The organism is bacterium Unc6 (assembly GCA_013626165.1).
GTDB classification, from domain to species: Bacteria; Omnitrophota; Gorgyraeia; order Velesiimonadales; family Velesiimonadaceae; genus Velesiimonas; species Velesiimonas alkalicola.
In genome coordinates, this window is sequence record NDHX01000008.1 from 44,162 (window position 1) to 71,151 (window position 26,990).

26 protein-coding genes are annotated in these 26,990 nt (G+C 36.5%); 14 read left to right on the plus strand and 12 right to left on the minus strand.

Features of this window, described 5'->3' with window-relative positions:
• The first annotated feature begins 30 nt into the window (after positions 1–30).
• The 8 genes from B9J78_04655 (at position 31) to B9J78_04690 (ending at position 10,080) form a co-directional block, all read left to right on the plus strand.
• The gene (locus tag B9J78_04655) at positions 31–1,194 is read left to right on the plus strand and encodes an LL-diaminopimelate aminotransferase (protein ID MBA2124209.1); all 1,164 of its coding nucleotides are present in this window, start codon (positions 31–33) and stop codon (positions 1,192–1,194) included.
• Positions 1,195–1,260: 66 nt separating this feature from the next.
• Entirely contained in the window at positions 1,261–1,668 is a 408-nt protein-coding gene (locus B9J78_04660; GenBank protein ID MBA2124210.1) for a 2-amino-4-hydroxy-6-hydroxymethyldihydropteridine diphosphokinase, read from the plus strand.
• 5 nt (positions 1,669–1,673) lie between these two features.
• Positions 1,674–3,398 carry an arginine--tRNA ligase gene (locus tag B9J78_04665; protein ID MBA2124211.1) on the plus strand — a complete coding sequence of 575 codons (1,725 nt, stop codon included), beginning with the start codon at positions 1,674–1,676 and terminating at the stop codon, positions 3,396–3,398.
• A gap of 178 nt (positions 3,399–3,576) precedes the next feature.
• A complete protein-coding gene (locus tag B9J78_04670; GenBank protein MBA2124212.1) occupies positions 3,577–4,875 on the plus strand; it encodes a hypothetical protein in 1,299 nt (432 codons plus the stop codon).
• Complete coding sequence (locus tag B9J78_04675) at positions 4,872–5,933, plus strand: DNA protecting protein DprA (protein MBA2124213.1); 1,062 nt, start codon at positions 4,872–4,874, stop codon at positions 5,931–5,933. Before B9J78_04670 ends, B9J78_04675 begins: the two co-directional genes overlap by 4 nt.
• Positions 5,934–6,209: 276 nt before the next feature.
• Positions 6,210–7,370, plus strand: a complete 1,161-nt coding sequence (locus B9J78_04680; protein ID MBA2124214.1) for a DNA polymerase III subunit beta — start codon at positions 6,210–6,212, stop codon at positions 7,368–7,370.
• Positions 7,361–7,672 (plus strand): hypothetical protein, encoded by a 312-nt coding sequence (locus tag B9J78_04685; GenBank protein ID MBA2124215.1) that lies wholly within the window; start codon positions 7,361–7,363, stop codon positions 7,670–7,672. Before B9J78_04680 ends, B9J78_04685 begins: the two co-directional genes overlap by 10 nt.
• The gene (locus tag B9J78_04690) at positions 7,669–10,080 is read left to right on the plus strand and encodes a DNA topoisomerase (ATP-hydrolyzing) subunit B (protein MBA2124216.1); all 2,412 of its coding nucleotides are present in this window, start codon (positions 7,669–7,671) and stop codon (positions 10,078–10,080) included. The genes B9J78_04685 and B9J78_04690 overlap by 4 nt, the downstream gene beginning before the upstream one ends.
• Before the next feature lie 133 nt (positions 10,081–10,213).
• Here B9J78_04690 and B9J78_04695 read toward each other — a convergent pair whose 3' ends face one another.
• From B9J78_04695 to B9J78_04740, 10 genes are all read right to left on the minus strand, one after another.
• On the minus strand, positions 10,214–11,326 hold the full coding sequence (locus B9J78_04695; protein MBA2124217.1) for a xylose isomerase: 1,113 nt from the start codon (positions 11,324–11,326) through the stop codon (positions 10,214–10,216).
• On the minus strand, positions 11,314–12,957 hold the full coding sequence (locus B9J78_04700) for a hypothetical protein (protein MBA2124218.1): 1,644 nt from the start codon (positions 12,955–12,957) through the stop codon (positions 11,314–11,316). Before B9J78_04700 ends, B9J78_04695 begins: the two co-directional genes overlap by 13 nt.
• A gap of 63 nt (positions 12,958–13,020) precedes the next feature.
• On the minus strand, positions 13,021–13,668 hold the full coding sequence (locus B9J78_04705; protein ID MBA2124219.1) for a hypothetical protein: 648 nt from the start codon (positions 13,666–13,668) through the stop codon (positions 13,021–13,023).
• A gap of 40 nt (positions 13,669–13,708) precedes the next feature.
• Positions 13,709–14,512: a tryptophan synthase subunit alpha gene (locus B9J78_04710; GenBank protein MBA2124220.1), complete on the minus strand. Its 804-nt coding sequence runs from the start codon at positions 14,510–14,512 to the stop codon at positions 13,709–13,711.
• An 84-nt stretch (positions 14,513–14,596) separates the two neighbouring features.
• Positions 14,597–15,565 carry a hypothetical protein gene (locus B9J78_04715; protein ID MBA2124221.1) on the minus strand — a complete coding sequence of 323 codons (969 nt, stop codon included), beginning with the start codon at positions 15,563–15,565 and terminating at the stop codon, positions 14,597–14,599.
• A complete protein-coding gene (locus B9J78_04720; protein MBA2124222.1) occupies positions 15,562–16,365 on the minus strand; it encodes a hypothetical protein in 804 nt (267 codons plus the stop codon). Before B9J78_04720 ends, B9J78_04715 begins: the two co-directional genes overlap by 4 nt.
• Before the next feature lie 453 nt (positions 16,366–16,818).
• A complete protein-coding gene (locus B9J78_04725; protein MBA2124223.1) occupies positions 16,819–18,408 on the minus strand; it encodes a hypothetical protein in 1,590 nt (529 codons plus the stop codon).
• An 82-nt stretch (positions 18,409–18,490) separates the two neighbouring features.
• On the minus strand, positions 18,491–18,730 hold the full coding sequence (locus B9J78_04730; GenBank protein MBA2124224.1) for a membrane protein insertion efficiency factor YidD: 240 nt from the start codon (positions 18,728–18,730) through the stop codon (positions 18,491–18,493).
• Positions 18,727–19,095, minus strand: coding sequence for a ribonuclease P protein component (locus B9J78_04735; GenBank protein ID MBA2124225.1), 369 nt, complete (start codon positions 19,093–19,095; stop codon positions 18,727–18,729). The genes B9J78_04730 and B9J78_04735 overlap by 4 nt, the downstream gene beginning before the upstream one ends.
• 19 nt (positions 19,096–19,114) lie before the next feature.
• Positions 19,115–19,252 (minus strand): 50S ribosomal protein L34, encoded by a 138-nt coding sequence (locus tag B9J78_04740; GenBank protein MBA2124226.1) that lies wholly within the window; start codon positions 19,250–19,252, stop codon positions 19,115–19,117.
• Positions 19,253–19,531: 279 nt separating this feature from the next.
• On the opposite strand from B9J78_04740, the gene B9J78_04745 reads away from it, so the two are divergent.
• From B9J78_04745 to B9J78_04770, 6 genes are all read left to right on the plus strand, one after another.
• Positions 19,532–19,939 (plus strand): hypothetical protein, encoded by a 408-nt coding sequence (locus tag B9J78_04745; GenBank protein MBA2124227.1) that lies wholly within the window; start codon positions 19,532–19,534, stop codon positions 19,937–19,939.
• Between the two features lies 1 nt (position 19,940).
• On the plus strand, positions 19,941–20,939 hold the full coding sequence (locus B9J78_04750) for a hypothetical protein (protein ID MBA2124228.1): 999 nt from the start codon (positions 19,941–19,943) through the stop codon (positions 20,937–20,939).
• A gap of 138 nt (positions 20,940–21,077) precedes the next feature.
• Positions 21,078–21,698 (plus strand): hypothetical protein, encoded by a 621-nt coding sequence (locus B9J78_04755; protein ID MBA2124229.1) that lies wholly within the window; start codon positions 21,078–21,080, stop codon positions 21,696–21,698.
• A gap of 42 nt (positions 21,699–21,740) precedes the next feature.
• Positions 21,741–23,453, plus strand: coding sequence for a hypothetical protein (locus B9J78_04760; protein MBA2124230.1), 1,713 nt, complete (start codon positions 21,741–21,743; stop codon positions 23,451–23,453).
• A complete protein-coding gene (locus B9J78_04765; GenBank protein ID MBA2124231.1) occupies positions 23,432–24,283 on the plus strand; it encodes a 2-oxoacid ferredoxin oxidoreductase in 852 nt (283 codons plus the stop codon). Before B9J78_04760 ends, B9J78_04765 begins: the two co-directional genes overlap by 22 nt.
• Positions 24,284–24,406: 123 nt before the next feature.
• A complete protein-coding gene (locus B9J78_04770) occupies positions 24,407–25,297 on the plus strand; it encodes a phosphoribosylaminoimidazolesuccinocarboxamide synthase (GenBank protein ID MBA2124232.1) in 891 nt (296 codons plus the stop codon).
• A gap of 597 nt (positions 25,298–25,894) precedes the next feature.
• On the opposite strand, the gene B9J78_04775 is transcribed toward B9J78_04770, so the two are convergent.
• Both B9J78_04775 and B9J78_04780 read right to left on the minus strand, forming a co-directional pair.
• Positions 25,895–26,464, minus strand: coding sequence for a hypothetical protein (locus B9J78_04775; protein MBA2124233.1), 570 nt, complete (start codon positions 26,462–26,464; stop codon positions 25,895–25,897).
• A gap of 59 nt (positions 26,465–26,523) precedes the next feature.
• Positions 26,524–26,742: a hypothetical protein gene (locus B9J78_04780; protein MBA2124234.1), complete on the minus strand. Its 219-nt coding sequence runs from the start codon at positions 26,740–26,742 to the stop codon at positions 26,524–26,526.
• Between the last annotated feature and the right edge of the window lie 248 nt (positions 26,743–26,990).

Below are 26,990 nucleotides of genomic sequence, written 5' to 3' on the forward strand. Positions count from 1 at the left end.
GTGCACTGGTGCTCTTATAAGAGAAAGATTATGATACCAGATGTTTCTGAGAGACTAAAGAAGATTCCTCCATATCTTTTTGCAAGCATTGACAGGTTAAAAAGAGAGGCTATAAAGGCCGGAAAAGATATTATAGACCTTGGAGTTGGAGATCCTGATACGCCAACACCTCAAAATGTTATAGACAGGCTTTTGCAGGCGGCAAAAAATCCCGCCCATCACAGGTATGCGCTTGACCAGGGTATGCCGCTTTTGAGGATAGCAATTTCAAGGTGGTATGAAAAAAGATTTGGTGTTGTATTGGATCCAGATAAAGAAATACTTCCTCTTATAGGTTCTAAAGAGGGTATTGCCCACATACCGCTTGCGTTTATAAATCCAAATGATGAGGTTCTTGTTCCGGACCCCTGTTATCCTCCATATAAAAGCGGAACAATACTTGCAGAAGGAAAAGTTAGAATTATGTCTCTTCTTGAAAGCAATGCCTTTCTTCCTGATATAAATGAAGTGAAAAAACAAGGGCTCAACAGGGTAAAGATGATGTTTTTAAATTATCCCAATAATCCAACAGGTGCGGTAGCAGATAAAGTGTTTTTTGAAGAAGTAGTGGAATTTGCCATAAAAAACAATATCCTTGTATGCCATGATGCCGCATATTCAGAAATAGCATTTGACGGATACAAGCCTGTTAGTTTTCTTTCTATCCCGAACGCAAAAGAGATTGGGGTTGAGTTTCATTCGCTTTCAAAAACCTGTAATATGAGTGGTTGGAGGATTGGGTGGGTTTGTGGAAATTCAAAGGCTATCCTTGCGCTTGGCAGGGTTAAATCAAATATAGATTCCGGTATATTTCAAGCAATCCAGGAGGCAGGTATAGAGGCATTGAACATTCCTGATGGATTTTTGAAAAACCTAAATTTAATGTATCAGGAAAGAAGGGATGTTCTTGTGGAAGGCTTAAAACAGATTGGATGGAATGTAAAAAAACAAAAGGCAACATTTTATGTGTGGATACCTGTTCCACCAGGACATACATCTTCAGAGATGTCTACAACCCTTCTTGAAAAAGCAAACATAGTTGTTGCCCCGGGGACAGGATTTGGGCCCAACGGAGAAGGATACATAAGGATTGCACTTACAGTTGATAAAAATAGAATTAAAGAAGCGGTGGAAAGAATAGCCAGAATAAAATAAAAATGTTCGTAAAACCCGTATTCCGTCACTTGCATATCGTAAAAGATACGGAATACGAAAATAAAGATGGAAAAATACTGGAATGAAAGAGTGTTTATCGGAGTTGGTTCTAATGTCGGGAAAAGAGAACTATTTATTAAAAAGGCCCTTGATTTGATAAGAAATAACAGACAGATGCGTTTGGTTAAAATTTCAAGTATCATTGAAACAGAACCTGTGGGCTCAAGTAAAAGAAAATTTTTAAATGCTGTTATTGAAATAAGAACCATACTTTCCCCTGTTCAATTGTTAAAAAGACTTAAATATTTTGAAAAAATTCTTGGCAGAAAAAACACAGGCCACTGGGGAGCAAGAGAGATTGATTTAGACATACTTTATTTTGGCAAAAGAAAAATAAATACCTCGTCCCTGCGGGTTCCTCATCCTTTCATACAGGAAAGGGATTTTGTCCAAATCCTGCTTTCGGAATTTTAAAAATTATGGATATTTTCAGATATAACATATCATTGGTATTGTCAGAGATTCTTCATCTGCCCTCACAGGATATTGATGGTCTTATTGAGATTCCTCCGGAGGAGCATTTGGGGGATTATGCGCTTCCCTGTTTTCGTTTAGGTTCTGTTCTTAAACAATCTCCTCAGAAGATTGCAACCGATATTGCGTCAAATATAGCGCAGATAGATTTTGTTAAAGAGGTTAAAACAAGCGGTGGATATGTTAATTTTTTTCTTAACACAGAGATTTTTATATCAAGGGCACTGAATCAGATAGAGAAAGGTGGGTTTGGAAAATCAGAACAGGGCAGGGGAAAAACAGTGGTGATAGATTTCTCATCGCCCAACATCGCCAAGCCTTTTAGTGTAGGACATTTAAGGTCAACCGTTATCGGGAATTCCCTTTCTCGTATATATGAATATCTCGGATATAATGTGATAAAAATAAATCATCTGGGAGACTGGGGAACACAGTTTGGAAAAATTATCGTTGCGTTTGAAAAATGGGGGAAACAGGAACTTCTTGATTCAGATGACCCTGTAAAATATCTTGTTGAATTATATGTCAGATTCCATGAAGAATCAAAAAAGGACACTTCTTTAGAAGAAATTGCAAGGACAAGGTTTAAGGAACTTGAAGAAGGCAAGAAGGGTGTTGTTTTATTATGGGAAAAATTTAAAGTCATTAGCTTAAAAGAGTTTCAGAGGATTTATGATATATTAGGTGTCCAATTTAACTCTGTAACAGGCGAAAGTTTTTATAATACTGGAACAGAAGATTTTATAAAAAGAATAAGTTCCATGGGTTTGACAAAAGAAAGTCAGGGTGCACTGATAGTGGACCTTGAAAGATTTGGTATGCCGCCTCTTTTGTTAAGAAAAAGCGATGAAGCGACACTCTATGCAACAAGAGATCTTGTGTGTGCAATATATAGATACGAAAAGTATAGATTTGACAAAATGCTTTATGTTGTCGGGCAGGACCAGAGGCTTCATTTTAAACAGGTATTTCAGGTTCTTAAAATGATGGGCCATTCTTGGGCTGACAGGTGTTTCCATATTGATTTTGGTATGATAAGGTCCGGGGGTGAGAAGATGTCAACAAGAAGAGGCAGGGTTGTGCTTCTTGAAGATGTTCTTACTCTTTCAAACAATTATGTGGGTATTATAATGAAAGACAGACCATTTTCTGAAACAGCAAAACAGACCATTGCAAGAAATGTCGGCGTTGCAGCAGTTATATTTTCTGATTTAAAAAATAAAAGAATAAAAGATATAGACTTTGATATTGAGAAGGCACTTTCATATAACCCGCAAGATCAGACTTTTAAAGGACAGACAGGCCCTTATCTTCAATACATCAACGCAAGGCTTTCCAGCCTTTTAAAAAGATATGGAAAGCCGATTGAAAAAGATGTGACTCTACAACCCTTGAAAGACGAGCAGGAATTCAAGGTTGTAAGGGCCTTATACCGTTATCCTGAAATTGTTATAAATGCCGCAAATTCAAATGAACCCTCAATGATAGCAGATTATCTTCTTGATGTTGCAAGTCTTTTTTCAACATATTATCAGGATAAAAACAAACACAAGATAATATCGGATAACGAACCCTTAAGCAGCGCAAGAATAAGAATGTGTTCAGGTGTAAAAGATGTATTATTGAGCGGTTTTTATCTTCTTGGAATAAATGCTGTTGAGGAGATGTAATGGTGTGCAGTTCTATAATTAAGATAGCATGTATGATGAATTATTAAAAGGCATACTGCTTGGGGGTTGTTAAGGGGTGAGAGCGAACAGAGTGAGCATCAGAGGGGTGAGAGCCCCTATGAAATGCTCCTTTCTGAAAAGCGTCTGTAAAACAAAAATTTAAAGAACGGAGCAATAGATGGATTATCACATTTATACAACATATTCAAAAGATGCAGACCCTACAATGAACCTTGAAGGTATTGTAGAAAAAGGATGTGAATTGGGATATGCCTCAATTGGTGTATGCGAGCATATTTTTGACAGGGGTGAAGTAGAAGTATATGAGACAATTAAACAAGAGCTCAACAGCCTAAAAAAGGAATTAAAAGTATACAGTGGAATAGAAGTAGTACTGCAGGGGCCGCGGGGCGATCTGCCGTTGGATGAAGAAACCTGCAGGATGTTGGACCCTGATTATGTGCTTGGAGCGGTGCACGGGTCATATGTAAGCAGTTATGATAGGGAACTTATTATTGCTCGCCATCATGCGCTTCTTTGCAAACTTGCAAGAGAAAAGTGTATAGATGTTATAGCACATCCCTGGTGGTTTCCTCCTAAGGAGTTTCAACACAGAAGGTTTCCAAAATTTGATGACTTTTCAGTTGTTCCAGGTATGGCACATAATGACCTGGCAAGTATTTGTGTAGGAAATAAAACAGCCATAGAAGCAAATGCCGAGCTTATAATTTTTTCAGAATATTATCCTAAAGAGTTTATTGAACAATACATAAACTATTTAAAATTTATGGCAGACAAATCAGTTCCTATATGTATAGGTTCAGGTGCGCATACAATAACAGCCATAGACAAGGGCAAACATCTGATAAAAAGACTAAAGATGGCCGGAATTTCAGAGGGGTGTTTCTGGGATCCTGCAATGGGGAAAAATTCAAGGGAAAAAAGAAAGAAAGCGCTAAAACAAGGAAACGGCAACATTGTGCTTGTAGGATTTATGGGCGCCGGCAAAACAGAGGTTGGGAAATCTCTTTCACGACATCTGGGTATGAAATTTATGGATATGGATCTGGTAATAGAAGGCAGAGAAGGAAGAACAATAAAAGAAATATTTGAACAGGATGGAGAAAACTTTTTTAGAGTAGTTGAATCTGAAGTCTGTCAAGAAGTTCCGGAAAGCGAAAACTCTGTAATTGCAACAGGGGGAGGAGTTGTATTAAAAAGACAGAATATGTATCACTTAAAAACAAATTCAGTTGTCATACACCTTTCGGTTGATATTGAAGATGTCTTGAAAAGAACATCAGAGCAGACAGACAGACCACTTCTTAATGTGCCTGATGTCAGAAAAGAAATTGAAAAACTTATCTTGTTAAGAAAACCTTACTACAATCAGGCAGACTGGACAGTTTCAACAAAGGATAAGAAACCCTCTGATATTGCAGATGAAATAATAAAAACAGTGGGGTTAGAGTCTTGAAAGACGATACAAGATACTATCTTCTTCTTTCTCTTGTGGAAGGACTGGGGGCAGTTGGTATTTCAAAACTTATAGAGAGGTTTGGTTCGGCGAAAGAAGCCTTTGATGCAAAAAAAATTCAATCCTCTGATATTTTTAAAAAAGCAGACCAGATAGTTTTCACATCAAGAAAGAAAGGTATAGATATAATCTCGTTGTCGGACCTTCAATACCCTGGTTTTCTTAAAACTATTCCGGACCCTCCTCCTGTGCTGTATACCCTTGGTAATCTTGAAGGCGATGTTGCAAGGATTGCAATAGTTGGCTCAAGAAGTTCCACATACCATTCACTAAATATTGCAGAAACCATCTCTTCAGGGCTCGGCGGTGCCGGAATTACTATTGTTTCAGGATTTGCAAGGGGTGTTGACACAGCAGCACATAGAGGAGCAGTACTGTGTTCATCAAAAGGTGGAGGAAGAACAATTGCGGTTATGGGATGCGGGGTTGATATTATATACCCGGAAGAAAATAAAAAACTTTATGAGGATATTATAAAAAAAGGAGCCATTATCTCAGAGTTCCCGCCTCAAACCCCTCCTTTTAAGACAAACTTTCCAAAAAGAAATCGTATAATAAGCGGGCTTTGTCTTGCAGTAGTGGTTGTTCAGGCAACAAGATACTCAGGTGCTCTTATTACCGCCAGACTTGCACTTGAGCAGGGAAGGGAGGTTTTTACTGTCCCGGGTCCGGGAGGTTCTGAACGATACAGAGGCTCAAATGACCTTATAAGACAGGGAGCAAAGATTGTTGAAAGTGCAACAGATATACTTGAAGAACTTCAACCGGTGCTTAAATCCCATATTTCATACTGGCAAAAAGATGACAAGGAAAACAACAATACAGAATATCCGACAGATGACCCTGTATTAAATCTTTTGTCAGAAGAGCCCATCCATATTGATACCATAAGTGAAAAACTTCTTATAGATATCCCGCGCTTGAGTACAAAACTTTTTGAATTTGAGGTGAAAGGACTTATAAAAAAACTTCCAGGCGGAAAATATATAAAAAAATAAAGTCTGTAAGCTCCAAACCCCATTAAGTCCGGTGCTCAAGACCACATGTGGGCGGGTGCGGGCTACCGCAGTATGACGGGGCAGGCCCTGAATCAATCAGAGGCGGATTTGACTTTTGTCCATAGTTTTGTTAAAATTAAATATAGAGAACGAGGCTTGTCCCTGTACAAACGGGGATTCAGTGCTTCGGGTACCCTTTGGGTGTGGGATTTGAGATTTGTTTGGGATTTGTATCTTTTAGATTTTTGATATTTGATTTTTAATTGAGGAGGGGATATGAGATTTCAAATTAAAAAAGATGTATTATATAAAACAATCAAACCTGTGCTAAATGTTGTATCTACAAAAACAACACTACCAATATTATTAAACATTCTTATAGATGTAGAAAAAGACAGGATACACTTTTCATCAACAGACCTTGATATTGCAATGACAACAACTATTCAAACCTCAAATAGTGAAAATATAAATATAGAAGAAGCAGGCTCTATAACTATTCCCGGAAAAAGAATAGGGGAGATATTAGATAAATTACCAAATGAAAAAATTGTTTTTTCCTCATTAAAAAACAATATCTTAAGAATGGACTGTCAAAAATGTTTTTTTAGACTTATAGGGCTCCCCAGAGAGGATTTTCCTAAAATTCCAGTTTTTTCTGAAACTAATAAGATTAAAATAGAACAAAAAAAATTAAAGGAAGCACTCACTTTAACCTCTTGTGCAACATCACGTGAAACAGAAAGATATGGGTTGAATGGCATATTTTTTGAGTTTATGAAAGATACTATAAGATTTGTTGCAACAGATGGAAGAAGGCTTGCGTATGTAGATAAAAAAATTACACCAGAAAATAAAATTGAAAAAAATATTACAGTGCCAACAAAAACTATAAATGAAATTCAAAGAATTATAGAAGAATCTGGAGATGTAGAAATATCTTTAACAGACAACCAAATATGTTTTTCAACAAACATTGATACTTTCCAATCCGGGGTTTCTATCAATTTAAACCTAATATCACGAATCCTTGATGCGCAGTTTCCGGACTATAAACAGGTTATTCCAAAACAGGGAAATAAAAGGATACACCTAAAAACTCAAGAATGGCTGGGCGCACTAAAAAGAGCGGCACTTTTTACCACAATAGATGACCCTGCAATTAAATTAGATATTATGAAAAATAAACTTGTTATTTCAAAAATAACACCAGATATAGGAGAAATAAGAGAAGAAATAGACACAAACTATAAGGCAGAAGAGATAAGCATAGGATTTGTTCCTCACTATCTTATAGATGTAGTAAAAAATCTACCCGACGAAGAGATTGATATAGATATAGTAGACACAGAGGTGGGGAAAGTGTCAGTAGTAAAAATAAAGGACGGACAGGGTATGGATTATTTTCATATGGTCCTTCCTATTGCATTAGAGTAATTATTGTGGAAGATAAATTTGGATTTATATCTCATATATTAAAAGAGGTTCTATCTGATATAGAAAAAAAAAGAAAAAGACAAAAAGCACTCTGCTTGTGGGGCGAAATTGTGGATAAAGAGGTTTTCAAACATACGACACCTGTAAAACTTGCAAAGGGAATACTAACGATAGAAGTAGAAAATTCTGCCTGGCTTTATGAGATACAAAACAAATATCACCAAGAAATTTTTAAAAAAGCACAAACAGTATTAGGAGAAGATAGAGTTCAACAAATAAGATATAGAGCAGGAGTAAAATAAACATGGAAAAAGCACACAACTATGATGCAACAACAATACAGGTACTTGAAGGCACAGAAGCGGTAAGAATGCGTCCTTCAATGTATATAGGTGATACCGGAACAAGAGGGTTTCATCATCTTGTATGTGAGGTTGTAGACAACTCTATAGATGAAGCAATGACAGGTTTTTGCACACAGATAAATGTATCTATAAACGAAAACGGCAGCCTTTCTGTTACAGACAATGGAAGGGGTATCCCCGTAGACACACATAAAACAGAAAAAAAGCCAGCAGTGGAAGTCGTTCTTACAACCCTTCATGCAGGAGGAAAATTTGACCACAATGCATACAAAATCTCAGGGGGGCTTCATGGGGTGGGTGTAAGCGTTGTAAATGCTCTCTCAGAGTGGTTAGAAGTAGAGGTAAAAAGAGACGGACAGGTGTATCATCAACGGTATGAAAAAGGAAAAACCGTATCAAACCTTACAGTGATAGGAAAAAGTAAAAAAACAGGCACAAAGATAACCTTTTTCCCGGACGAAGAAATATTTGGAAAAAGGGTATTTGAATACGACATTCTCGCCAACAGGTTAAGAGAGCTTGCCTTCTTAAACAAAGGACTAAAGATCATACTTACAGACGAAAGAATAGAAAAAACAGAGGAATTTTATTTCGTGGGCGGTATAGTTTCTTTTGTAGAACATCTTAACAGAAATAAAACCCCGATTCATAAAAAGGTTATATACTTTGAAAACAAGAAAGATGACACAGGTGTAGAAATAGCACTTCAGTATAACGAAGGATATTCAGAAAACATCTTTTCTTTTGTTAATAATATCAATACCACAGAAGGCGGGACACATCTTATAGGACTTAAAACAGCACTTACAAGAACACTTAACCAACATGCAAAGAACAAAAATTTATTTAAGGGGGAGGATAGCTCATTTGGCGGGGATGATGCAAGAGAAGGACTTACCTGTGTTATAAACTTAAAAGTCCCAAATCCGCAATTTGAGGGTCAAACTAAAACAAAATTAGGAAACAGTGAAGTAGAGGGAATAGTTATATCCATAGTAAATGATGGGCTTGGAACATTTTTTGAGGAAAATCCACCCATTGCAAATAAGATAGTTGAAAAATGCCTGCTTGCTGCACGAGCAAGAGAAGCCGCAAGAAAAGCAAAAGAACTCACAAGAAGAAAAGGCGCTCTGGAAAGCGGCTCTTTGCCTGGAAAACTTGCAGACTGCTCCGAAAAGGATCCTGCCCTGTGTGAAATTTTTATTGTAGAAGGAGACTCTGCTGGTGGTAGTGCAAAACAAGGAAGAGACAGACGCTTTCAGGCGATACTCCCCATAAAAGGAAAGATATTGAATGTAGAAAAAGCAAGGATAGATAGGATACTTACCAACGAAGAAATAAGAACAATGGTAACTGCCATTGGTTGCGGCATAGGAAAGGAAGAGTTCTCGTTAGAAAAATTAAGATATCATAAGGTTGTTCTTATGACGGATGCGGATGTAGATGGTTCCCACATCAGAACACTTCTTCTTACATTTTTTTACAGGCAGATGCCCCAACTTATAGAAAGAGGTTTTATTTATATTGCACAACCGCCTCTTTATAAAGTAAAAAGGGGTAAAAGAGAAGAATATATAGAAACAGATGAAAAATTAAGCGACCTTCTCCTGGACCTTGGAACAGAAGGGCGGACATTTATAAGATTAAAAGACAGGCAAAACCTTACTGAAAAACAAACAAAAGAACTACTACAGATACTTCTTCAATTGGAAAAAAATGATGTTTCGTTAAAGAGAAAACATATTTCGTTAGAAGAGTATATAAAAAACAAAAAACAGAAAACGGGTGAATTTCCTATATATAGATTAAAAACCAATGGCAGCGCTGCGTTTCTTTATAGCGATAAAGAACTTTCGGAAATTTCACAGCAGGTACAAACAAATGGCGAAGAAATGGAAGTTACAGAGTTTTATGAAGCATACCAGCTAAAAAAAATTGAGGAGAAACTTGAAAAAGTTGGTTTGAGATTAGAAAACTATCATTGCACTGAAAAAAACAAACCTATATTAGAAATAACATCAGAAAAACAATCCCGCACAGCCATAAGCCAGCCGACAGAGATTGCAACAGAACAAATAAATTCCTTAAAAGAATTACTTGAAAAAGTGATCAGCAATGGGAAAAAAGGAATGAGCATACAGAGATACAAAGGACTTGGAGAAATGAATCCGTCTCAGTTGTGGGAAACAACAATGGATCCACAGAAAAGAACCCTTTCACAAATAGCATTAGAAGATGCCGTAAAGGCTGATGAAATTTTTTCAGTGCTGATGGGAGACGAGGTAGAACCAAGAAAAGAGTTTATAGAGAAAAATGCCATCAATGTCCGAAATTTAGACATATAAACTCATTTTACAGCCCCCTTGCGCGCCTTCCTGTTCCTCTACTCAGTCAGAGCAAGAGTATGCAGACATTGCATCTAATTTAAAATGTTAAGTTTTGTGGATCAATACTAATCTAACATCACTTTCATCTTTTTTATTTTTTCATTGTATTGAGCAAGATTTCTTCTATTCTTCCTCTATTATTAGCCGGATCAATATAAGCATCAATAATCTGTTCATGTGGCAAGGATTCAATTCTTTCATTCATTATATTCAAAACTTTTGTATTAATTTCTATTGCCTTTTTAACCGGCATTTTCTCAGGATTTATATCAATCCCGAAAAATTCATCATAACCCATCATTTTTAATACATAAAGCAACGCTTCTGCCTGCTGCCACTCCAGAACGCCAATATTCAAGTCTTGGTCATAATTTCCCAGTGGCTGGCTATTCCAGTGAGTATGCGCAAGCCGTCCCTCCAATCCAACCAATGAATAAGCTGCGGCGGCATCTTCATAGCCCATCCTGACATGGCCTATTTCCGGGTTAAGTCCAACAAGTGCATACCCTTTATCCAGTAAATCTTTATTCTTTTTATTTTTCAATTTTTTCTCTATCCTCTCGGCGGCAAGAATACCCTCTGCTGTTGTTCTGTAAACATTATTCGGAGCAGGTTCATAGGGCTTGGGTTCTATTGCAATTCTTACACCGGGTAGTTCATCCATCGCTGTTGCAAGTGCATCTTCAAAATTGTTCCACATCCAATAAAATATTGTGCCGAGCGAATAGGTATAACCATCAATCCCTGGCCAGGAGATGGCGCATCTTGCACCCGATTCTTTTACAATCTTCAGGCCTTCAACTGCAATTTTAATGGCCTTATCTCTTATTTTGGGATACGGACTTGAAAGCGCACCAAATTCAAAATCTTTTTCAAAAAAATGTGAAAACCCAACCCCAACTAATTTTATACCTGTATTCTTTTCTAACTGTTTATAAAGGTCAATATTGTCCCAGTTAACTTCTGCAGGGTAATGAGCCTCTATCCCTTTAACTCCAAATTCTGCCATCTCTTCTGCCATTTTTAGTTTTTCTTTTATTGTTTTGTTTTCCACATATCTTTCATGAAACCTTCCGCCAGCAGGACAAAAATACCATATACCCACTGAAAATTTTAAATCTAACCTGAAGGCCTTCATATGCTTTAAAAGAGTTTCTTTACCCCTTACCTTTTTTTGGTACGATAAGTCTTTTAATTTATACATAATGTTTCACCTCCCCAAGTTTTTAGATGTTTTTGTTCCAGTTCATTGTAATATGTAATTAAAAATTTCATACCTTTTACATTTTCAGGTATTGGTTTAATAAAACTTTCTTTTTCAATCTGCACATATTTTGCCACAGCCTCCTTATAAGAAGTTTTTGTCAAAAACAGTGCACCGCTTATTGCGCAGCCAAGTGGGGCCGCATATTCGGAATTTTTTATAGTATAACTTTTTGCGTTAAATGCATCTGAAATCCACTGTCGCAAAACAGGATTTTTTGAACCACCCGCCGCGATACAGAGTGTGTTCACTTTACTCAAGTGTGAGGAGTGAGCCTTAAGAGCAAGTGCAAAAGAGAGATGCAAGGCTCTTATGTTTGTTTCTTTTTCATCCTCCTTAAAATCATCTCTTACTATACCTTTTTTACATAAAGGAGTAGATTCATCAAGAAGATAAGGGAGCATAATCTTATCTTGACTGCTTATCTCTGATTTGCCGACTGATTGGACATATAAATCCCAGTCTTTTTTTGTTATTTCGGCAATAGATGATTTTGTTATATATTTTTTTAAGAAATGTTCATGCACTTTTCCTCCATTGGTAAAAACACTTAAAGCCATTGCTCTTCCTCTGGTATAACCAAATATATTATATTCACCTGATATAGAGGGTGTAATTTCTTTTATTGCTCCATTAACCGTGTAGCTGCTTCCAAGAGAAATAACAATATTGCCACCACACCCTAATAATGTAGCAGGGTTATCCCCTGTCCCGACCAATACTGTGGCATGCGGATTAACCCCATATTTTTTAATAAAATAATTACACACACTTCCTGCTACTGTATCATAATCTACCATCTTGCCTATTTTTTCTTCAAGAGGTGAATAGAAACTGCTTTTATTCAAATAGCCATCAATACTTTTTAGAACAATCTTATTCCATTGGGGGTATTTAATATTAAGTGTATTCAGATTGGTGCCCCATCCATCGCCTGTGTCCACAGGTGCTATTTTGCCTATTAAAATTGAAGTTAAAAACGCACTTAATAAAAATATATGTGAAGTTGCTTTATACTCTTCTGGCGATTCTTTTGCCCACTTTATTATCTGTGCCGCGGGAAATCTTAATTCTGCTTTATTGCCTGTTAGTTTAATGATTCTGTCTTTCTTTTTTAAAATACCTGTAAGAAATTTAACTTCTTCAATCGGACTTCTGTCTTCCCATATCGGGATTGTACTTCTTGTAATACCAGGTTTTAATTGTTTAAGCAAACCATTTCCTGAATCTAAGTTTTTTAATATACACTTAAATAACCCATTAGCATATACTGTACAGTGTTGCATTGCATCTATTTTAATAATGTATATCTGATTCAAATCTATACTGTCATTTAACAATTTCTTAAAAACACAATCAAGCGATTCAATCAGCATATAAGAAGATGTATGTCTGATTTCAGGCAGAGTGTTTTTAAGTACCCCGCCTTCTGTATGATATTCTGGAAATTCCTTATCATAATCAAATTTATTCTTATAAACTGTATCTCCGCGTTCTATATCTAACACAATTAACTTTACTGATTGAGTACTAAACTCTATGCCCAATGAAAAAATTTTGTTGTTGCTCATAGATTAACCTATTGTTCTTATCATCAATCCCTAACAATTGTTGGCAGTGAATTCAAGCATATTCTATTTAATATTCAGCTCTCCCATAAGCATCTGCATCGGGTCAGTATATTTTTTATAATCGGAGGGTACTTCAAATAATTCTTTTGCAGGAGAAATAAGTTTTATATCAGAGAATTCAATTACTATCTTTCCATCGCTTGTCTCTACCTCAGATCGGATAGGCACACTGGGCTGAGATTTTGATAGCCAGTAATATGCTTTTATTTCTTGTTTGTCTGATTTTGTACTGATTTTATATTTATCACAGACAACACCGTTAAGGGTTTCTTCTGCTATTTTTGTATATTCAATATCTTTGGGGATTATATTTATTTGTTCCTGAGAGATTTCTATGTATCCTTTTTTTGATGGATATAAAACCCAAAATAATTTTTTATCCTGTCTTATAATGACAACAGTTTCATTTAAGCCAAGTTCTTTTATCTCTGCTACTGTTGCGGCATCTAACCCAGATATTTTTGTTAAATCCATTTCTGTTCTTATATTGTCGCCCAATTTAGCAATTTTCAGACTTATTTTTTGATCCTGTGTTGTAAGTGTTATTGTACAATTACCTGAAAAATCTGCCGGTATAATTTTAAGCCCCAAAAGTTCAGGTACCTGTGTGTCAATATCCTGACAGTACAAAGCCCCCGAAACCGTTAACAAATAAAATACAACTAATTTTTCATATCCCTCCTTTAAGTTGTTATGATTTGACTGCCCTTAAAAGCCCTTCTACGAAAAAGGCTGTTTTTCCTAATATGTCTTTTGAGTGGACATTCTCCTGGATTTTTTTCACAATTGCGCTTCCTACAATAACGCCGTCGCAATGTTGAGCAAGTGTTTTCGCCTGTTGAGGATTTGATATCCCGAATCCCACACATATGGGTCTGTGTGTAAGGCTTTTAATAAACTTTATCTCTTCTACTAATTGTTCAGGGAGTTCTTTTCTTTCACCTGTAACACCAACTACACTTACATAATATATAAAACCTGTCCCTTTCTTTGCGACTATCCTGATCCTTTTTTTAGAACTTGTTGGGGTAAGCAAAAATATTGTATTAAGAGAATACTTTTTTGCAATATCTATAATCTCTTGTGCTTCTTCGGGCGGGAGGTCCGGAATAATTACACCATCAACACCGTTTTTGGTTGCATCCTGGACAAACTTTTTAATCCCATAAACAAATATTGGGTTATAGTATGCCATAAGAACAATAGGAATTTTTATTTTTTCTCTTAATTCTTTTACCATCTGAATTATGATTTTGAGACTCACACCCTTTTCTAATGCTTTCTGCGATGCCATCTGTATAACAGGTCCGTCTGCAATGGGGTCTGAGAATGGAACACCGAGCTCAACAATATCACACCCAATTTTTTCAAACTTTTGGACCAAAATCTTTGTTGTTTTTATGTCAGGGTACCCTGCTGTTATATATGGAATAAAAGCCTTTCTGTTTTGTTTTTTTAGTCTTTCAAATGTCTGATCAATCCTGTTTTTTGTCATATGTATCTTTTTTACTTCACCCAGAAGTGTCCTCATGAGGGCGAACCTGTAAGTTTTAATATATTGTAAATAAATAAATTATGTTTATATCTTTGCTTTTCTTAACATTGCAAGCACCCTGTCTAAATCATCCAATGAAAAGTATTCTATCTCAATATGTCCCCTTTTCTTTCCGTGTGTAATCCTTACCCTCGTTCCCAATATCTGCTGTAGTTCTTGTTCAAGTTGGACAATGTTCTGGTCCTTTGACAACTTTGTTTTTTTGCCTGAAATAATATTTTTTAGCACATTTTCTAACCGTCTTACTGACCATTCAAAGTTTATTGTTTTGTTAGATATTGAAATCTGGGTTTTCGGGTTTTCAATAGACAGAAGTGCTTTTGCATGTCCCATTGATAGTGTTCCACGTGAAATATTATCTTGAATTATCTGCGGAAGTTTTAAAATTCTTAAGCAGTTTGCAACAGTAGACCTATCTTTTCCAACTCTTTGCGCAACAACATCTTGTGTAAAACCAAAGTCTTTGACGAGTTTTTCATATCCTTTCGCTTCTTCTATGGGATTTAAATCCTGTCTCTGTAGGTTTTCAATAAGAGCGTATTCTAAAAGTTCTGTATCAGTAACATCTTTTATAAGGGCCGGAATGTCTTTTATTTCAAGGGATTTTACTGCCCTGTGTCTTCTTTCTCCGGCTATTATTTCATATTTTTCTCCACAGCGTCGCACAAGTATGGGCTGGACAACGCCATTTTCTCTTATGGAGGCGATTAAATTATTCAATTTTTCTTCATCAAATTTTTCTCTGGGCTGAAATCTATTGGGTATAATTTTTTCTACCGGAATGTTTATTACCCTTTCTCCCTCAATATCTGCTGTCTTATTTTGTTCTGATATAAGAACACTCAATCCTTTACCGAGAGACTTTTTTCCCATATATCCCCTTTCCTTAAGACGACTGGTAAGTGGTGACAAATAACCGGTAACCGGTGACTGGAAAATAAAAAATAATAAAAACTCCTTTCCCTGTTGCCTGCCACCAGTCTCGCCTATCACCTGTTATTGGGGCTTGGTAGCGGTCCAGCTATCCCACATTTTTGTTTTCTTAAAAATTCTTCTCCAAATTCCTTGTATTTTATTGCGCCGGTACAAAATGGTTCATAAAGACTTATGGGCTTATTAAAACTCGGGGCTTCACTTAATTTTATTGTTCTTGGGATAACAGTGTCATAAGCCTTGTTGTTGAAGTATTGTCTGACATCACTTATGATCTCTGTAGAAAATCTTGTTCTATGATCAGCCATTGTAAGGAGCACCCCCTCAATTTCAAGAACAGGATTTAAACTGCGTTTTATCCTTTGAATAGTATCTATTAATTGGACAACCCCTTCTAATGCAAAATATTCACATTGAAGGGGTATAAGAATGGAATGAGACCCTACCAAAGCATTTATCGTCAAAAGTCCCAAAGAAGGGGGACAGTCTAATATTATAAAGTCATAAGAAGACCGAAGATTTTCTATCGAATTTTTTATTCTAAATTCCCGTCCCAGCACAGAAACAAGCTCCAATTCTGCTCCTACAAGGTTTATGTTGGAGGGAATTATAAATAGGTTTTCAATAAGGATAGGGATCACTGCTTCTTGCGGTTGAATATGTTGCATTATTACATCATAAGTGTTGTATTTTATATTTTTTTTGTCTACACCAAGCCCACTTGTTGCATTTGCCTGCGGGTCGCAATCTACTATAAGCGTCTTTTTACCGCTCTGAGACAAAAAAGCACTTAAATTTATTGCAGTGGTGGTTTTTCCAACACCACCTTTTTGGTTGCAAACAGAGATAGTTTTACTCACAATATTTCCTGTTGATGCTAAAAGGCCCCGTTGCACGACCCCCATAGAATAGGTGACTGGCGACCGGCGGTAACAGGTGACAAAGAAAAATAATAAATGACCTCAATTCCACACCCAGGGAGTATCCGAAGATACAAATTCCACACCCAAAGGGTGCCCGAATTTCCAAAAGTTTGGTTATTGTAATTTGGTCATTGAATATTGTTTGGTGCTTCGGGTACCCTCTGGGTGTGTGATTTGTATCCTGGTGCTTGTGGGTTATGCTCACAGACTCTAGTGTTCCACGTGGAACATTAACAGTTTGGAACTGTTGTATAACCCTATTTTTAGATGGCCCTTTTTTACAAAAGGGAAATACCCGTCACTTCGGGGCAGCCCCTTTCCTAAAAGGGGAATGAAATACTTGTTTTATCCACATGTCGGAATTTCAGGTTTTTTGTTTTTCATTTATAATTATTTTTGAAGTTTATGTGTGACTAATATTTGTATTCCTGAATTGACAAGTGTGCTTGTAAGAAAATTCAGAATAAATCCGGAGGGCATAGAATAGAATGCAAAACCAAGTATAAGAGGCATAATATAAACCAGCATCTTTTGGCTTGGTTCTGTAACTGTTTGTGTTGATGTAAGAGTTTGTTGTAGATACATTGCACCTATAACAAAAACAGGCAGCATATTGAGCCATTCACCTATAACAGGTAAAGAAAATGGAAGACGAAAGGCTTTATCCGGACCCGCCAAATCTTTTATCCATAGAAATTGCGCCCCCCTTAATTCTACCGATCTCATTAGGACTTGATATAATGCAAAAAATATAGGAATTTGAAGAAGCATTGGTAGACATCCACCAAATGGATTTACTTTGTGTTTTTTATAGGTTTCCATCAGCTCAGTATTCATTTTTTGAGGATTATCCTTGTGTTTTTCTCTTATTTCTTGCATCTTGGGTTGTATTTCTTGCATTTTTTTCATAGAAATAGCACTCTTTATAGAAAGCGGAGACAAAACAATAGAAATGAATATTGATAAAAATATTATGGCTATCCCATAATTTTTTGTCCAGGAGTACACCCAGTTTAAGGTTGCCAAAAGCATTCTTGATATCACATGTAGCATACCTAATTCGGCAATTTTTGTTGCTGTGGGGTCTATTTTTTTAAGATTTTCATAATTTATTGGCCCTACATATAATTTAAAGTTTTCGGAATACTCCCCTTCAGGTTTTAATGTTAAAATTTGGGACCTTAATCCTACAACTCCTCTATCGTCTTCCAAATTTGAGTAAACGACCGCAGAACCAGGTCTACCCTCCGGCTTTAATAAAACACAGAAATATCTGCTTCTTATACTTACCCAGTTTGTCTGTCCAACCCTTTCTTTTAACTGGGAAAGAGCCCTTCTAAATGGTTCTTTATAAAACCTTTGGTTTGTAAAACTAAGAACCTCTATAAGTGCTTTATCGTTGGGTGCATCTATAGAAATGCCAGATGCACAACCTATTGTATAATAGGCTGTTATGTCTGACTCAGACAAATTTTTAAGTTTTAGACTTAAATGAAGAACATTTTCATCAGTCTCTTGTATTTCTCTTATAACTTCTATCCCTTCTTCATATATCCCAGTGAAAGTAGCTTTTAAACGTCCTATATTTGTTTTAAAGTCTGTTGGTGAGATATTTATGGGTTTATTATCTTTTACAATTGTCAAATTAAAGGAAAAAGGGCTTATCTGGCTCATATCGTCAGCATTTATAATGGCAAGAGGGTGCGGTTCCCCTATTACTTCATGTTTTTCAGACGCAACCTTTCTTATAGAGCCATCGTTTTTACTAAAATCCAGAAGAAAACTTTCTGTCTGAAAAGGTATTCTTTTGTGGACAACTTCTTTTTTTATAACATTTTGATAACCAATGTATTGTGGCGGTTCAACCTGTTGTATCTGTGGGGGCTCTTTCTGTCTGTGTGTTATTTTACTCATATACCAGGGATAAAAAAGCATAAATGCAATCAATATTATCATTGCCACAATATATCTTGGATTCATCGTTTAATCCTCCCGCTCTTGGTCAATGGTAGCTGGTAACTGGCGACTGTGGACTAAATTTTTCTCTCTCACCTGTTACCCGTCACAAGTCACCTGTCCTTTGTCGCCTGTCACCTGTTGGGTCATAACCGCCCTTGCACAGTGGGTTACATCTTATTATTCTTTTAACAGATAAAACCAGTGCCTTGCAGAAACAAAATTTTTCAAATACCTGAATAATGTATTCTGAACAGGTCGGATAAAACCTGCAACAACCAATAGGCAGGACGAGCCTTCTTATAAAGATAAGTATTCTAATAAATTTTATAAGTACATTATTCATGTCTTAAACAGTTTCTCCATCTCATCTTTTATTGTTGCAAATAAACCCTGCTTCTCGTAAAACTTAAGAGCTGTGGGCGAACGGGGAACGGCCTGTTTTTTTGTTAACAAAATCATTTGAGGCTTTACGAATACAATAATATCAAGTCCTTGTTTCAGGTTAGAGGAGACTTGTCTTAAGGCTTCTCTGAGCAACCTTCTTATCCTGTTTCTGCGCACAGCAGACTTACATTTTTTTTTACTTATTATAAAAGCAGCCCTTGTTTTATCTGTGCCTTCAATAAAACACAAAACAAGATACCTGCCCTTTTTGTAAACACCTTGCTCTGTTACGGTTTTAAACCACTTTTGTTGTTTGTTTTTCATGCCCGTAAGGCTTTGCTTTTTAAACTGTTAATTTATGTCTTCCTTTTTGTCTTCGTCTTTTCAGGACCTTCCTTCCATCTTGAGTGGACATTCTTGCACGAAAACCATGAACTCTTTTTCTGTGAATATTAGATGGTGTTTTTAATTTTTTTTTCATCTCTTATCCTTTCTAAAATTTCATTTTAGATTTCCGCGTAAGATACGCAATAAAGGATTTATTATTATAACCTTTAAAAAATCTTCTTGCAAGTTTCCTGAAATAATGGTAATATTATGTGAAGAAAAAGGGGTGCGATATGCCTTCACATTTTAAGCAAGAGATAATTCTTGGACTTGATGTTATAGATAAAGACCATAAGGAAATATTTAAACGGATAGATACCCTTCTAACAATGTGTGAAAATGATCGTTACGAGTGAAGAAAAAGGGGTGCGATATGCCTTCACATTTTAAGCAAGAGATAATTCTTGGACTTGATGTTATAGATAAAGACCACAAGGAAATATTTAAACGGACAGATACTCTTCTAACAATGTGTGAAAATGATCGTTACGATCAGACAATAAAAGACACAGCAAGTTTTTTAAGTAAGTATGTTATAAGGCATTTCCAAACAGAAGAGCATCTTGCAAAAGAACACCGTTGGCCATTGTATGTTGAACTATTCAGTGAGCACGAACATTTTAAAAAAGAACTCGCCGATATAATAGATAAAATATCAAAACAGGGTATAGATAAAAAACTTATGCTGCATATGAATGTTATGTTAGTGGACTGGTGGGTGGGTCATATAAATAATATTGACAGAGAACTTGTAGATTTCTTAAAAACCAAAATTAAATGATATGGAACAAAACATCTCACATAAATTTATTAACGGACTTAAAGAGGGTGAATTTGTGGACGGCATTTATGTTGTGAGAGAAAAACAAGTGCCCACTACAAAAAAAGGAGACCTTTATCTTACACTTGTCCTTTCTGATAAAACAGGTTGCATTGAAGCAAGAAAATGGGATATAACCAGAAATCTTGCCGATACCATAAATGTGGCCGATTATGTCCGAATAACAGGTGTTGTTGGCTCATATAGAAAACAGTTACAACTGAACATAAGCAACTTTATTCGTACAGAATCAAAAAATATTAACCCTTCCTTATATATTCCCACCACAGATAAAGACATAGAAGAACTCTGGGATAAACTTATTTCTGTGATAAAGCAAATAAAAAATCCGTATATTGTGAAACTCTTTGAAAATCTTTTTAGGGATGAAAAAATGTCCGTTGCGTTTAAAACAGCACCCGCCGCTGTGGAATTCCATCATGCATACTTGGGCGGACTTCTTGAGCATACAGTATCTATGCTTAACATTGCCGAGGTTCTAATAGAGTTTTATCCGATATTGGACAGAGATATCCTTATTGCCGGCATTGTTCTGCATGACATCGGTAAGACAGAAGAGCTGGCATATGATACCACGATATATTATACAGACAGTGGAAAACTTATCGGGCATATTATACTTGGCGCAACAATCGCAAAAGGGCTTATTGACCGCATAGAAAACTTTCCCAAAAGCATAGAAAATATTATTCTTCATTTAATATTAAGTCACCATGGAGAGATAGAATGGGGCGCTCCCAAAAGGCCTCAATGCACAGAAGCAATTGCCGTTCACCACATTGACAACATAGATGCAAAACTTGCAGGATTTGAAAATATATTAAAAAAAGACAAAGACCCTACCTCTGCCTGGACAGAATACAGCAAAATGTTTGACCACCAACTTTATAAAGGAATATACTTTCTGGATAATAATGAAATTGGCCCGGAAGATAAATAAAGCCTATCTTGTATAAGTAGAAAAAGTCAATAAAAAGTAAAAAGCAAACAATTTACATATTTTGGTGTGTCTATTAAGTTAATAATGTATCAAAAAGCCGACCAGATTCGTCTCTTGTCGGGCACATAAGGAGGTGCTATGCAATTAAAAGATTTAATTCAGGAAAGAAGGTCTGTAAATTTTTTTGACACCACCAAATCCGTAGATGAGGCTACTATAAAAAAAATTTATGATATAGCCAAACTATGTCCCTCATCTTTTAATCTCCAACCCTGGAAATTCATACTTGTTACAAAACCCGAAAACAAGCAAAAGCTAAGACAATGTGCATTAAACCAGCCTAAGGTTGAAGAGGCACCTGCTATGCTAATTATTCTTGCCGATAAAAACGGGTATGACCGAATGAACGAAATATTTGATGATATGGTTGAAAAGGGATACCATAAGGAAGAAGAAAGGCAGTCATTGAATGGTCTTGCCCGGATGCTTTATGGAGGCGATATGAATTCAAGAGGACTGGCTTTAAGAAATGCAGGGCTTTTTACTATGAGTTTTATGCTTGTTGCAAAAGATATGGGCATTGATACACATCCTATGGATGGGTTTGAACAGGACAGGGTTAAAAAAGCGTTTAATATCCCCGATAGATATGAGGTTGCAATGCTTATGGCAGTGGGTTTTTATAATAAAAGCAATCCGCTTCTTCCAAGATTAAAAAGAAAGGACTTTGAAGAAACGGTTATAAGAGAAGGATTTTGATACGAATCAGGGACTGGCGACAGGGTTTCAAGGGCAAAACTTATGAGAAAAGAATTTACCATAACAATAACCGGTGAAGCAGGACAGGGAATGCAAACAATAGGTATGGTTTTGTGTGGCCTGTTTAAAAATACAGGCTGTCATATATTTGCAAACCAGGATTATATGTCCCGCATAAGAGGAGGAAATAACTTTTTTCAGATAAGGATATCAAATACTCCTGCGTATACCCTTCGTCAGAAATTTGACATTGTTGTTGCGCTGGATAAAAACAGCGTTGAAATCCATAAACATAAACTTGCAAAAAACGGAATCATAATAGCAGATAAAAAACAGTTTAAAATATTGCAAGACGATATTTTTGATGTTCCCTTCTATGATATAGCAAAAAAATATGGCTCTGAAATATTTATAAACTCTGTTGCCTGTGGCGTGGTGTTAAGTATTACAGGCATTGATTTTAAAATCTTAGAGGATAGTTTAAAACAAGCATTTTCCGATAAGACGACTCAGATAATAGAAAACAATATTGCATCTGCAAAACAAGGCTATGATTTTACAACGCAAGAATATAAACAGGATACATACAAGATAGTATGTTGCAGACCCACTAAAAAGTTTTTAATGAACGGCAATGATGCCATTGCACTTGGGGCCATAAAAGCAGGCTGCAAATTTTATACGGCATATCCGATGACCCCTTCTACAAGCATAATGAATGTTATTGCACATTTTGCAAAAAACTACAATATTGTTATTGAACAGGCAGAGGATGAAATTGCTGCAATAAACATGGCAATAGGCGCATCTTTTGCAGGTGTTCGTTCAATGTCCGGAACATCGGGCGGAGGTCTTGCCCTTATGGTTGAAGGGGTAAGCCTTTCCGGTATGACAGAAACACCCGTTGTAATTGTTGATGCACAGAGGCCGGCCCCTGCCACAGGTTTTCCGACGAGAACAGAACAGGCAGATTTAAATTTTGTTCTCCATAGCGGGCATGGTGAATTTGCAAGGGCAATATTTACACCCGGCACGATTGAACAGGCGTTCTATTTAACGATAAAAGCATTTGATATTGCTGAAAAATATCAGATACCGGTTTTTATTATGACGGACCAGCACCTTGCAGATTCTTACAGGGATGTAATCCTTGATCCAAATTCTATGATTACAAAAAGACATATCATAGGGAAAGATGAATCGGAGGGTGTGAATTCATACAAAAGATATACTCTTACAGAAAATGGGATATCTCCTCGTGCAATTCCTTCCTGGATAAAAGGTGTAATATATGTTGATAGCGATGAGCACACAGAAGAAGGACACATAACCGAAGATGCAGAGATAAGAAACAGAATGGTAGAAAAAAGATTTTACAAAAAAATGAAGGGTTTAATGCAGGAGGTTCAGTCTCCTGAAACCTACAACGAAGATGCAGAGATAATCCTTGTCGGTTTTGGCTCCACATACGGTGTTTTAAAAGAAGCTTGCGAGAATTTTAAAGAAAAGAGTTTGGGTTTCCTTCATCTTTCACAGGTGTGGCCATTCCCATCTTCAGGTGTTATTTCTGTTCTAATGAAAGCCAAAACTATTGTCAATGTTGAAAACAATGCAGGCTCTCAGTTGGGCAATCTTCTTTTTAGCCAGACAGGCATTAAACCCGATGCTTCTATACTTAAATTTGATGGAAGGCCTTTTGATGTGGATTACCTGATGGAGAAATTGGAGAAATTATGGAGCAAAAAGACTTCTTAAGTTCTGACTCTCCTACCTGGTGTCCAGGCTGTGGCAATTTTGGTGTCCTTACTGCACTAAAAAAGGCGATTGTAAATATTAATAAAGAGCCAAAAGATATACTTCTTGTATCGGGGATAGGTCAGGCTGCAAAACTTCCTCACTATATAAAATGCAACTGTTTTAATGGGCTTCATGGCAGGGCGCTTCCTGTTGCCGTTGCAGCAAAGATTGCAAACCATAAACTCACAGTTATTGTCACAACAGGTGACGGAGACTGTTATGGTGAGGGAGGAAACCATCTTCTACACAACATAAGAAGAAATGTGGACATAACCGTTATTGTACACAACAACCAGATATATGGGCTTACCAAGGGACAGGCATCGCCCACAACAGATATTGGTTATGTAACGCAATTTCAGCCACAAGGAGTGTTTGAAGAGCCCCTACATCCTGTTTCAATGGCAATCTCATTAGGTTGTGGATTTGTTGCAAGAGGATATAGTGCAGATACAAAACACCTCTCCTGGTTGATTGGTGAGGCAATCAGATATAAAGGATTTTCACTTGTAGATGTTTTACAGCCCTGCGTTGTGTTCAATAAGAAAAATACATATCAGTGGTATTCTGAAAAGGCCTATAAATTAGAACCATCCTATGATTCGTCTGATAAAGTACTTGCACTTCAAAAGGCTGATGAATGGGATAATAAAATACCACTGGGCATAATCTATAAAAAACAGAAGCAGACATTTGAAGAAAAAACAGGCCTATATAATCTCCCGCCTCTTATAGAACAGGATATAGAAAATATTGACATAACCATTGCATTAGAAGAATTTAAATAAACCGAAAATGCTTGTTAACAGACGGTGGCGGATAAAATGTGAATCCCGCTCCTTAAGTTTTACTTGAGGGCTGGGCAAATTGGCGACCAATCAGGTAATCAGAAAGTTGAGCTCACAAACTCTATGATAAATAAAACATTGCAATTTTCAAGACTAAGTGGAATTGAGTTTTTTAAAAGAGGAAAAGTAAGAGAGATTTATAATCTCAAAGACAAGTTTTTAATGGTGGCAACTGATAGAATATCCTGCTTTGATGTGGTATTGCCTACAACAATCCCTCACAAAGGGGAGGTTTTGACAAAACTTTCGGCGTTTTGGTTTGAGTTCACCAAAGATATAATTTCCAATCATTTTATCACCACCAATGTTGATGATTTCCCAGAAGAGGTACAAAAATATAAGGAAGCATTACGCGGCCGCTCCATGTTAATTAAAAAGGCAGATCCTCTACCGATTGAATGTGTGGTAAGAGGGTATCTTTCCGGCTCTGGTTGGAAAGAATACAAAAAGACACATTCTATTTGCGGGATAAATCTCCCCAAAGGACTCCAGGAGTCAGACAAGTTGCCAGAACCGATTTTTACCCCAGCAACAAAAAAGAATGTCGGCCATGACATAAATGTAACACAAGAATACATTGAGAACATGATAGGAAAAGATGTTGCCATAAGACTAAAAGACATAAGCATAGCCCTATATGAAAAGGCGAATAAATACGCAGAATCAAAAAACATAATTATTGCAGACACCAAGTTTGAATTTGGCTTTAGTGGCAATGAGATTATTCTTATAGATGAGGCGCTTACACCTGATTCGTCCCGCTTCTGGCCAAAGGATGAATATGAGCCGGGTAAGAGTCAGCACAGTTTTGACAAGCAGTTTGTACGGGATTACCTTGTGACTCTCTGCTGGGATAGGACGCCCCCTGCTCCAGAGATACCTGAAGAGATAGTTATAAAAACAAGCAATAAGTATCTGCAGGCTCTCAGAATGATTGCAGGAACAGAAGTTTGACGCAAGAACTCATGTCGGACAAAGACTCTTTTGAGATAAAATTTATTACCCTTATAAGACAGTTATATGAAATTTTGCTTAAAGAGGCAAGATATGGATAAAACAGAACTTGGCTCAAAAACTGCAAAAGGGGTTCGGGGAAAGAAGCTTTCCCCGTTGTTCAAGGGGTAATTCAAAGGGGTAAAACCCCTGTGAAGCGTAAGCGGGTCAGTGGGTTCGAATCCCCTCATCTCCACCAAGAAAATAGGAGATAGTAGGTAGTAGGTAGGAAAAAAAGATAAAAGATATTGAGTGAAATGCAGAAAAACAGCGGACGATGTCAGAATTTTCTTTGAGCAAAGTCTAGACGCCGATTAACGCAAAATTGCTTTGCAATTTTACCAACAGCTCGCAGCCCCCATAGCAAAGCCTTTGGTTTGCTACGTGGTAAACAAAAATTTTTGCTTGCCCCGTAGTTCCCGATAAAATTTGGATACTTCGGGGCCCGTTTGCCTAAAAAATCCCACAAAAAATTTTTGGGTCGTTTCTTATAAATTATCTAAAGTGTTTTTAATTTTTTAAACTTTTGGGTAAAACTTCTAAGTTTTTTACCCTGTTCTATAATGGACTTTTAATGTTTTTAATCTTTGGATTTGTTACTTGAGTATAAACTTGGGTTGTTCTGATATTTTGATGACCCAAAAGTTCCTGCACATACCTAACATCAACGCCATTTTCTAATAAATGCGTCGCAAAGCTGTGTCTTAATGAATGAAAAGTCGCGTCTTTTTTGATACTGGCTCCCCGGAGCGCGTTTTCAAAAACTTTTTGAGCTGTCCGTTCAGTTAACTTTCCGCCTCGTTCGCTTTCAAAAAGATAGTCGTTTAAATTTTTGCCAGCGATTAAGTTTTGAAGATCGGTTTCAATTTTTTCCGGGAAAATAGTGATTCTGTCCTTTTTACCCTTAGCGTTTTTAAGATGGATAGTTAGTTCTTCTAAATTAACATCTTTTACTTTTAAACTAACAACTTCACTGATTCTTAAGCCGGCGCCGTAAGCCAAAGAGATTATCAATTTATGTTTTGGGTTTCTGATTGCATCAATGATGTTTTTGATTTCTTCTCTTGATAGAACAATCGGTAGTTTCTTGCTTCGCTTGGCGAATTTTAAGTTTATCTTTTCGGGAATTTTCAATACTTCGCGGTAAAAAATTTTATTGCATTTAAGTAAACCCCGTTAGATGTTTACTATCTAACAGGGTAAAGATTTATCGTTTGTGAAGAATAATTTTTGTCTTGTTTATTCAATAAAAACTGCTTTATATTCTCCTCGTCTATTTTTTCTAAATTAAATTTTTTAAAATCAAAATATTCTCTTAAGCAACCGAGATAGGCCTTTATAGTTTTGAAACTATAATTTCTTAATTTTAATTCCCGCCTTGTTTCTTCCAAGCATTTTTCTTGCATAATTTTATAAAAATTGGTAAACTAAAACTAGTTAAGTGATTATTAATAATTTCACTAATAATTATACATTAAAAGTTCGTATAATATGTAACAAAAGGCCAATATTATACATTCAATTCGTCTAATAACGAGTTATATGAAATTGCCCTCTTAAAAAATCTAAAACGGTGTAAAAGTGAAAAAGAATCAAAAAATCGTCGTTCGAAATATCCAGCCTGGTGAGGACAAGGCAGTCTGGAAAGTGGCGA

Coding starts and splice junctions, on each gene's coding strand:
- B9J78_04655 (MBA2124209.1), top strand. CDS start 31: ATGATACCAGATGTTTCTGAGAGACTAAAGAAGATTCCTCCATATCTT.
- B9J78_04745 (MBA2124227.1), top strand. CDS start 19,532: ATGCCTTCACATTTTAAGCAAGAGATAATTCTTGGACTTGATGTTATA.
- B9J78_04750 (MBA2124228.1), top strand. CDS start 19,941: ATGGAACAAAACATCTCACATAAATTTATTAACGGACTTAAAGAGGGT.
- B9J78_04780 (MBA2124234.1), bottom strand. CDS start 26,742: ATGCAAGAAAAATGCTTGGAAGAAACAAGGCGGGAATTAAAATTAAGA.
- B9J78_04660 (MBA2124210.1), top strand. CDS start 1,261: ATGGAAAAATACTGGAATGAAAGAGTGTTTATCGGAGTTGGTTCTAAT.
- B9J78_04755 (MBA2124229.1), top strand. CDS start 21,078: ATGCAATTAAAAGATTTAATTCAGGAAAGAAGGTCTGTAAATTTTTTT.
- B9J78_04665 (MBA2124211.1), top strand. CDS start 1,674: ATGGATATTTTCAGATATAACATATCATTGGTATTGTCAGAGATTCTT.
- B9J78_04700 (MBA2124218.1), bottom strand. CDS start 12,957: ATGAGCAACAACAAAATTTTTTCATTGGGCATAGAGTTTAGTACTCAA.
- B9J78_04760 (MBA2124230.1), top strand. CDS start 21,741: ATGAGAAAAGAATTTACCATAACAATAACCGGTGAAGCAGGACAGGGA.
- B9J78_04740 (MBA2124226.1), bottom strand. CDS start 19,252: ATGAAAAAAAAATTAAAAACACCATCTAATATTCACAGAAAAAGAGTT.
- B9J78_04765 (MBA2124231.1), top strand. CDS start 23,432: ATGGAGCAAAAAGACTTCTTAAGTTCTGACTCTCCTACCTGGTGTCCA.
- B9J78_04695 (MBA2124217.1), bottom strand. CDS start 11,326: ATGTATAAATTAAAAGACTTATCGTACCAAAAAAAGGTAAGGGGTAAA.
- B9J78_04680 (MBA2124214.1), top strand. CDS start 6,210: ATGAGATTTCAAATTAAAAAAGATGTATTATATAAAACAATCAAACCT.
- B9J78_04735 (MBA2124225.1), bottom strand. CDS start 19,095: ATGAAAAACAAACAACAAAAGTGGTTTAAAACCGTAACAGAGCAAGGT.
- B9J78_04730 (MBA2124224.1), bottom strand. CDS start 18,730: ATGAATAATGTACTTATAAAATTTATTAGAATACTTATCTTTATAAGA.
- B9J78_04710 (MBA2124220.1), bottom strand. CDS start 14,512: ATGACAAAAAACAGGATTGATCAGACATTTGAAAGACTAAAAAAACAA.
- B9J78_04770 (MBA2124232.1), top strand. CDS start 24,407: ATGATAAATAAAACATTGCAATTTTCAAGACTAAGTGGAATTGAGTTT.
- B9J78_04670 (MBA2124212.1), top strand. CDS start 3,577: ATGGATTATCACATTTATACAACATATTCAAAAGATGCAGACCCTACA.
- B9J78_04725 (MBA2124223.1), bottom strand. CDS start 18,408: ATGAATCCAAGATATATTGTGGCAATGATAATATTGATTGCATTTATG.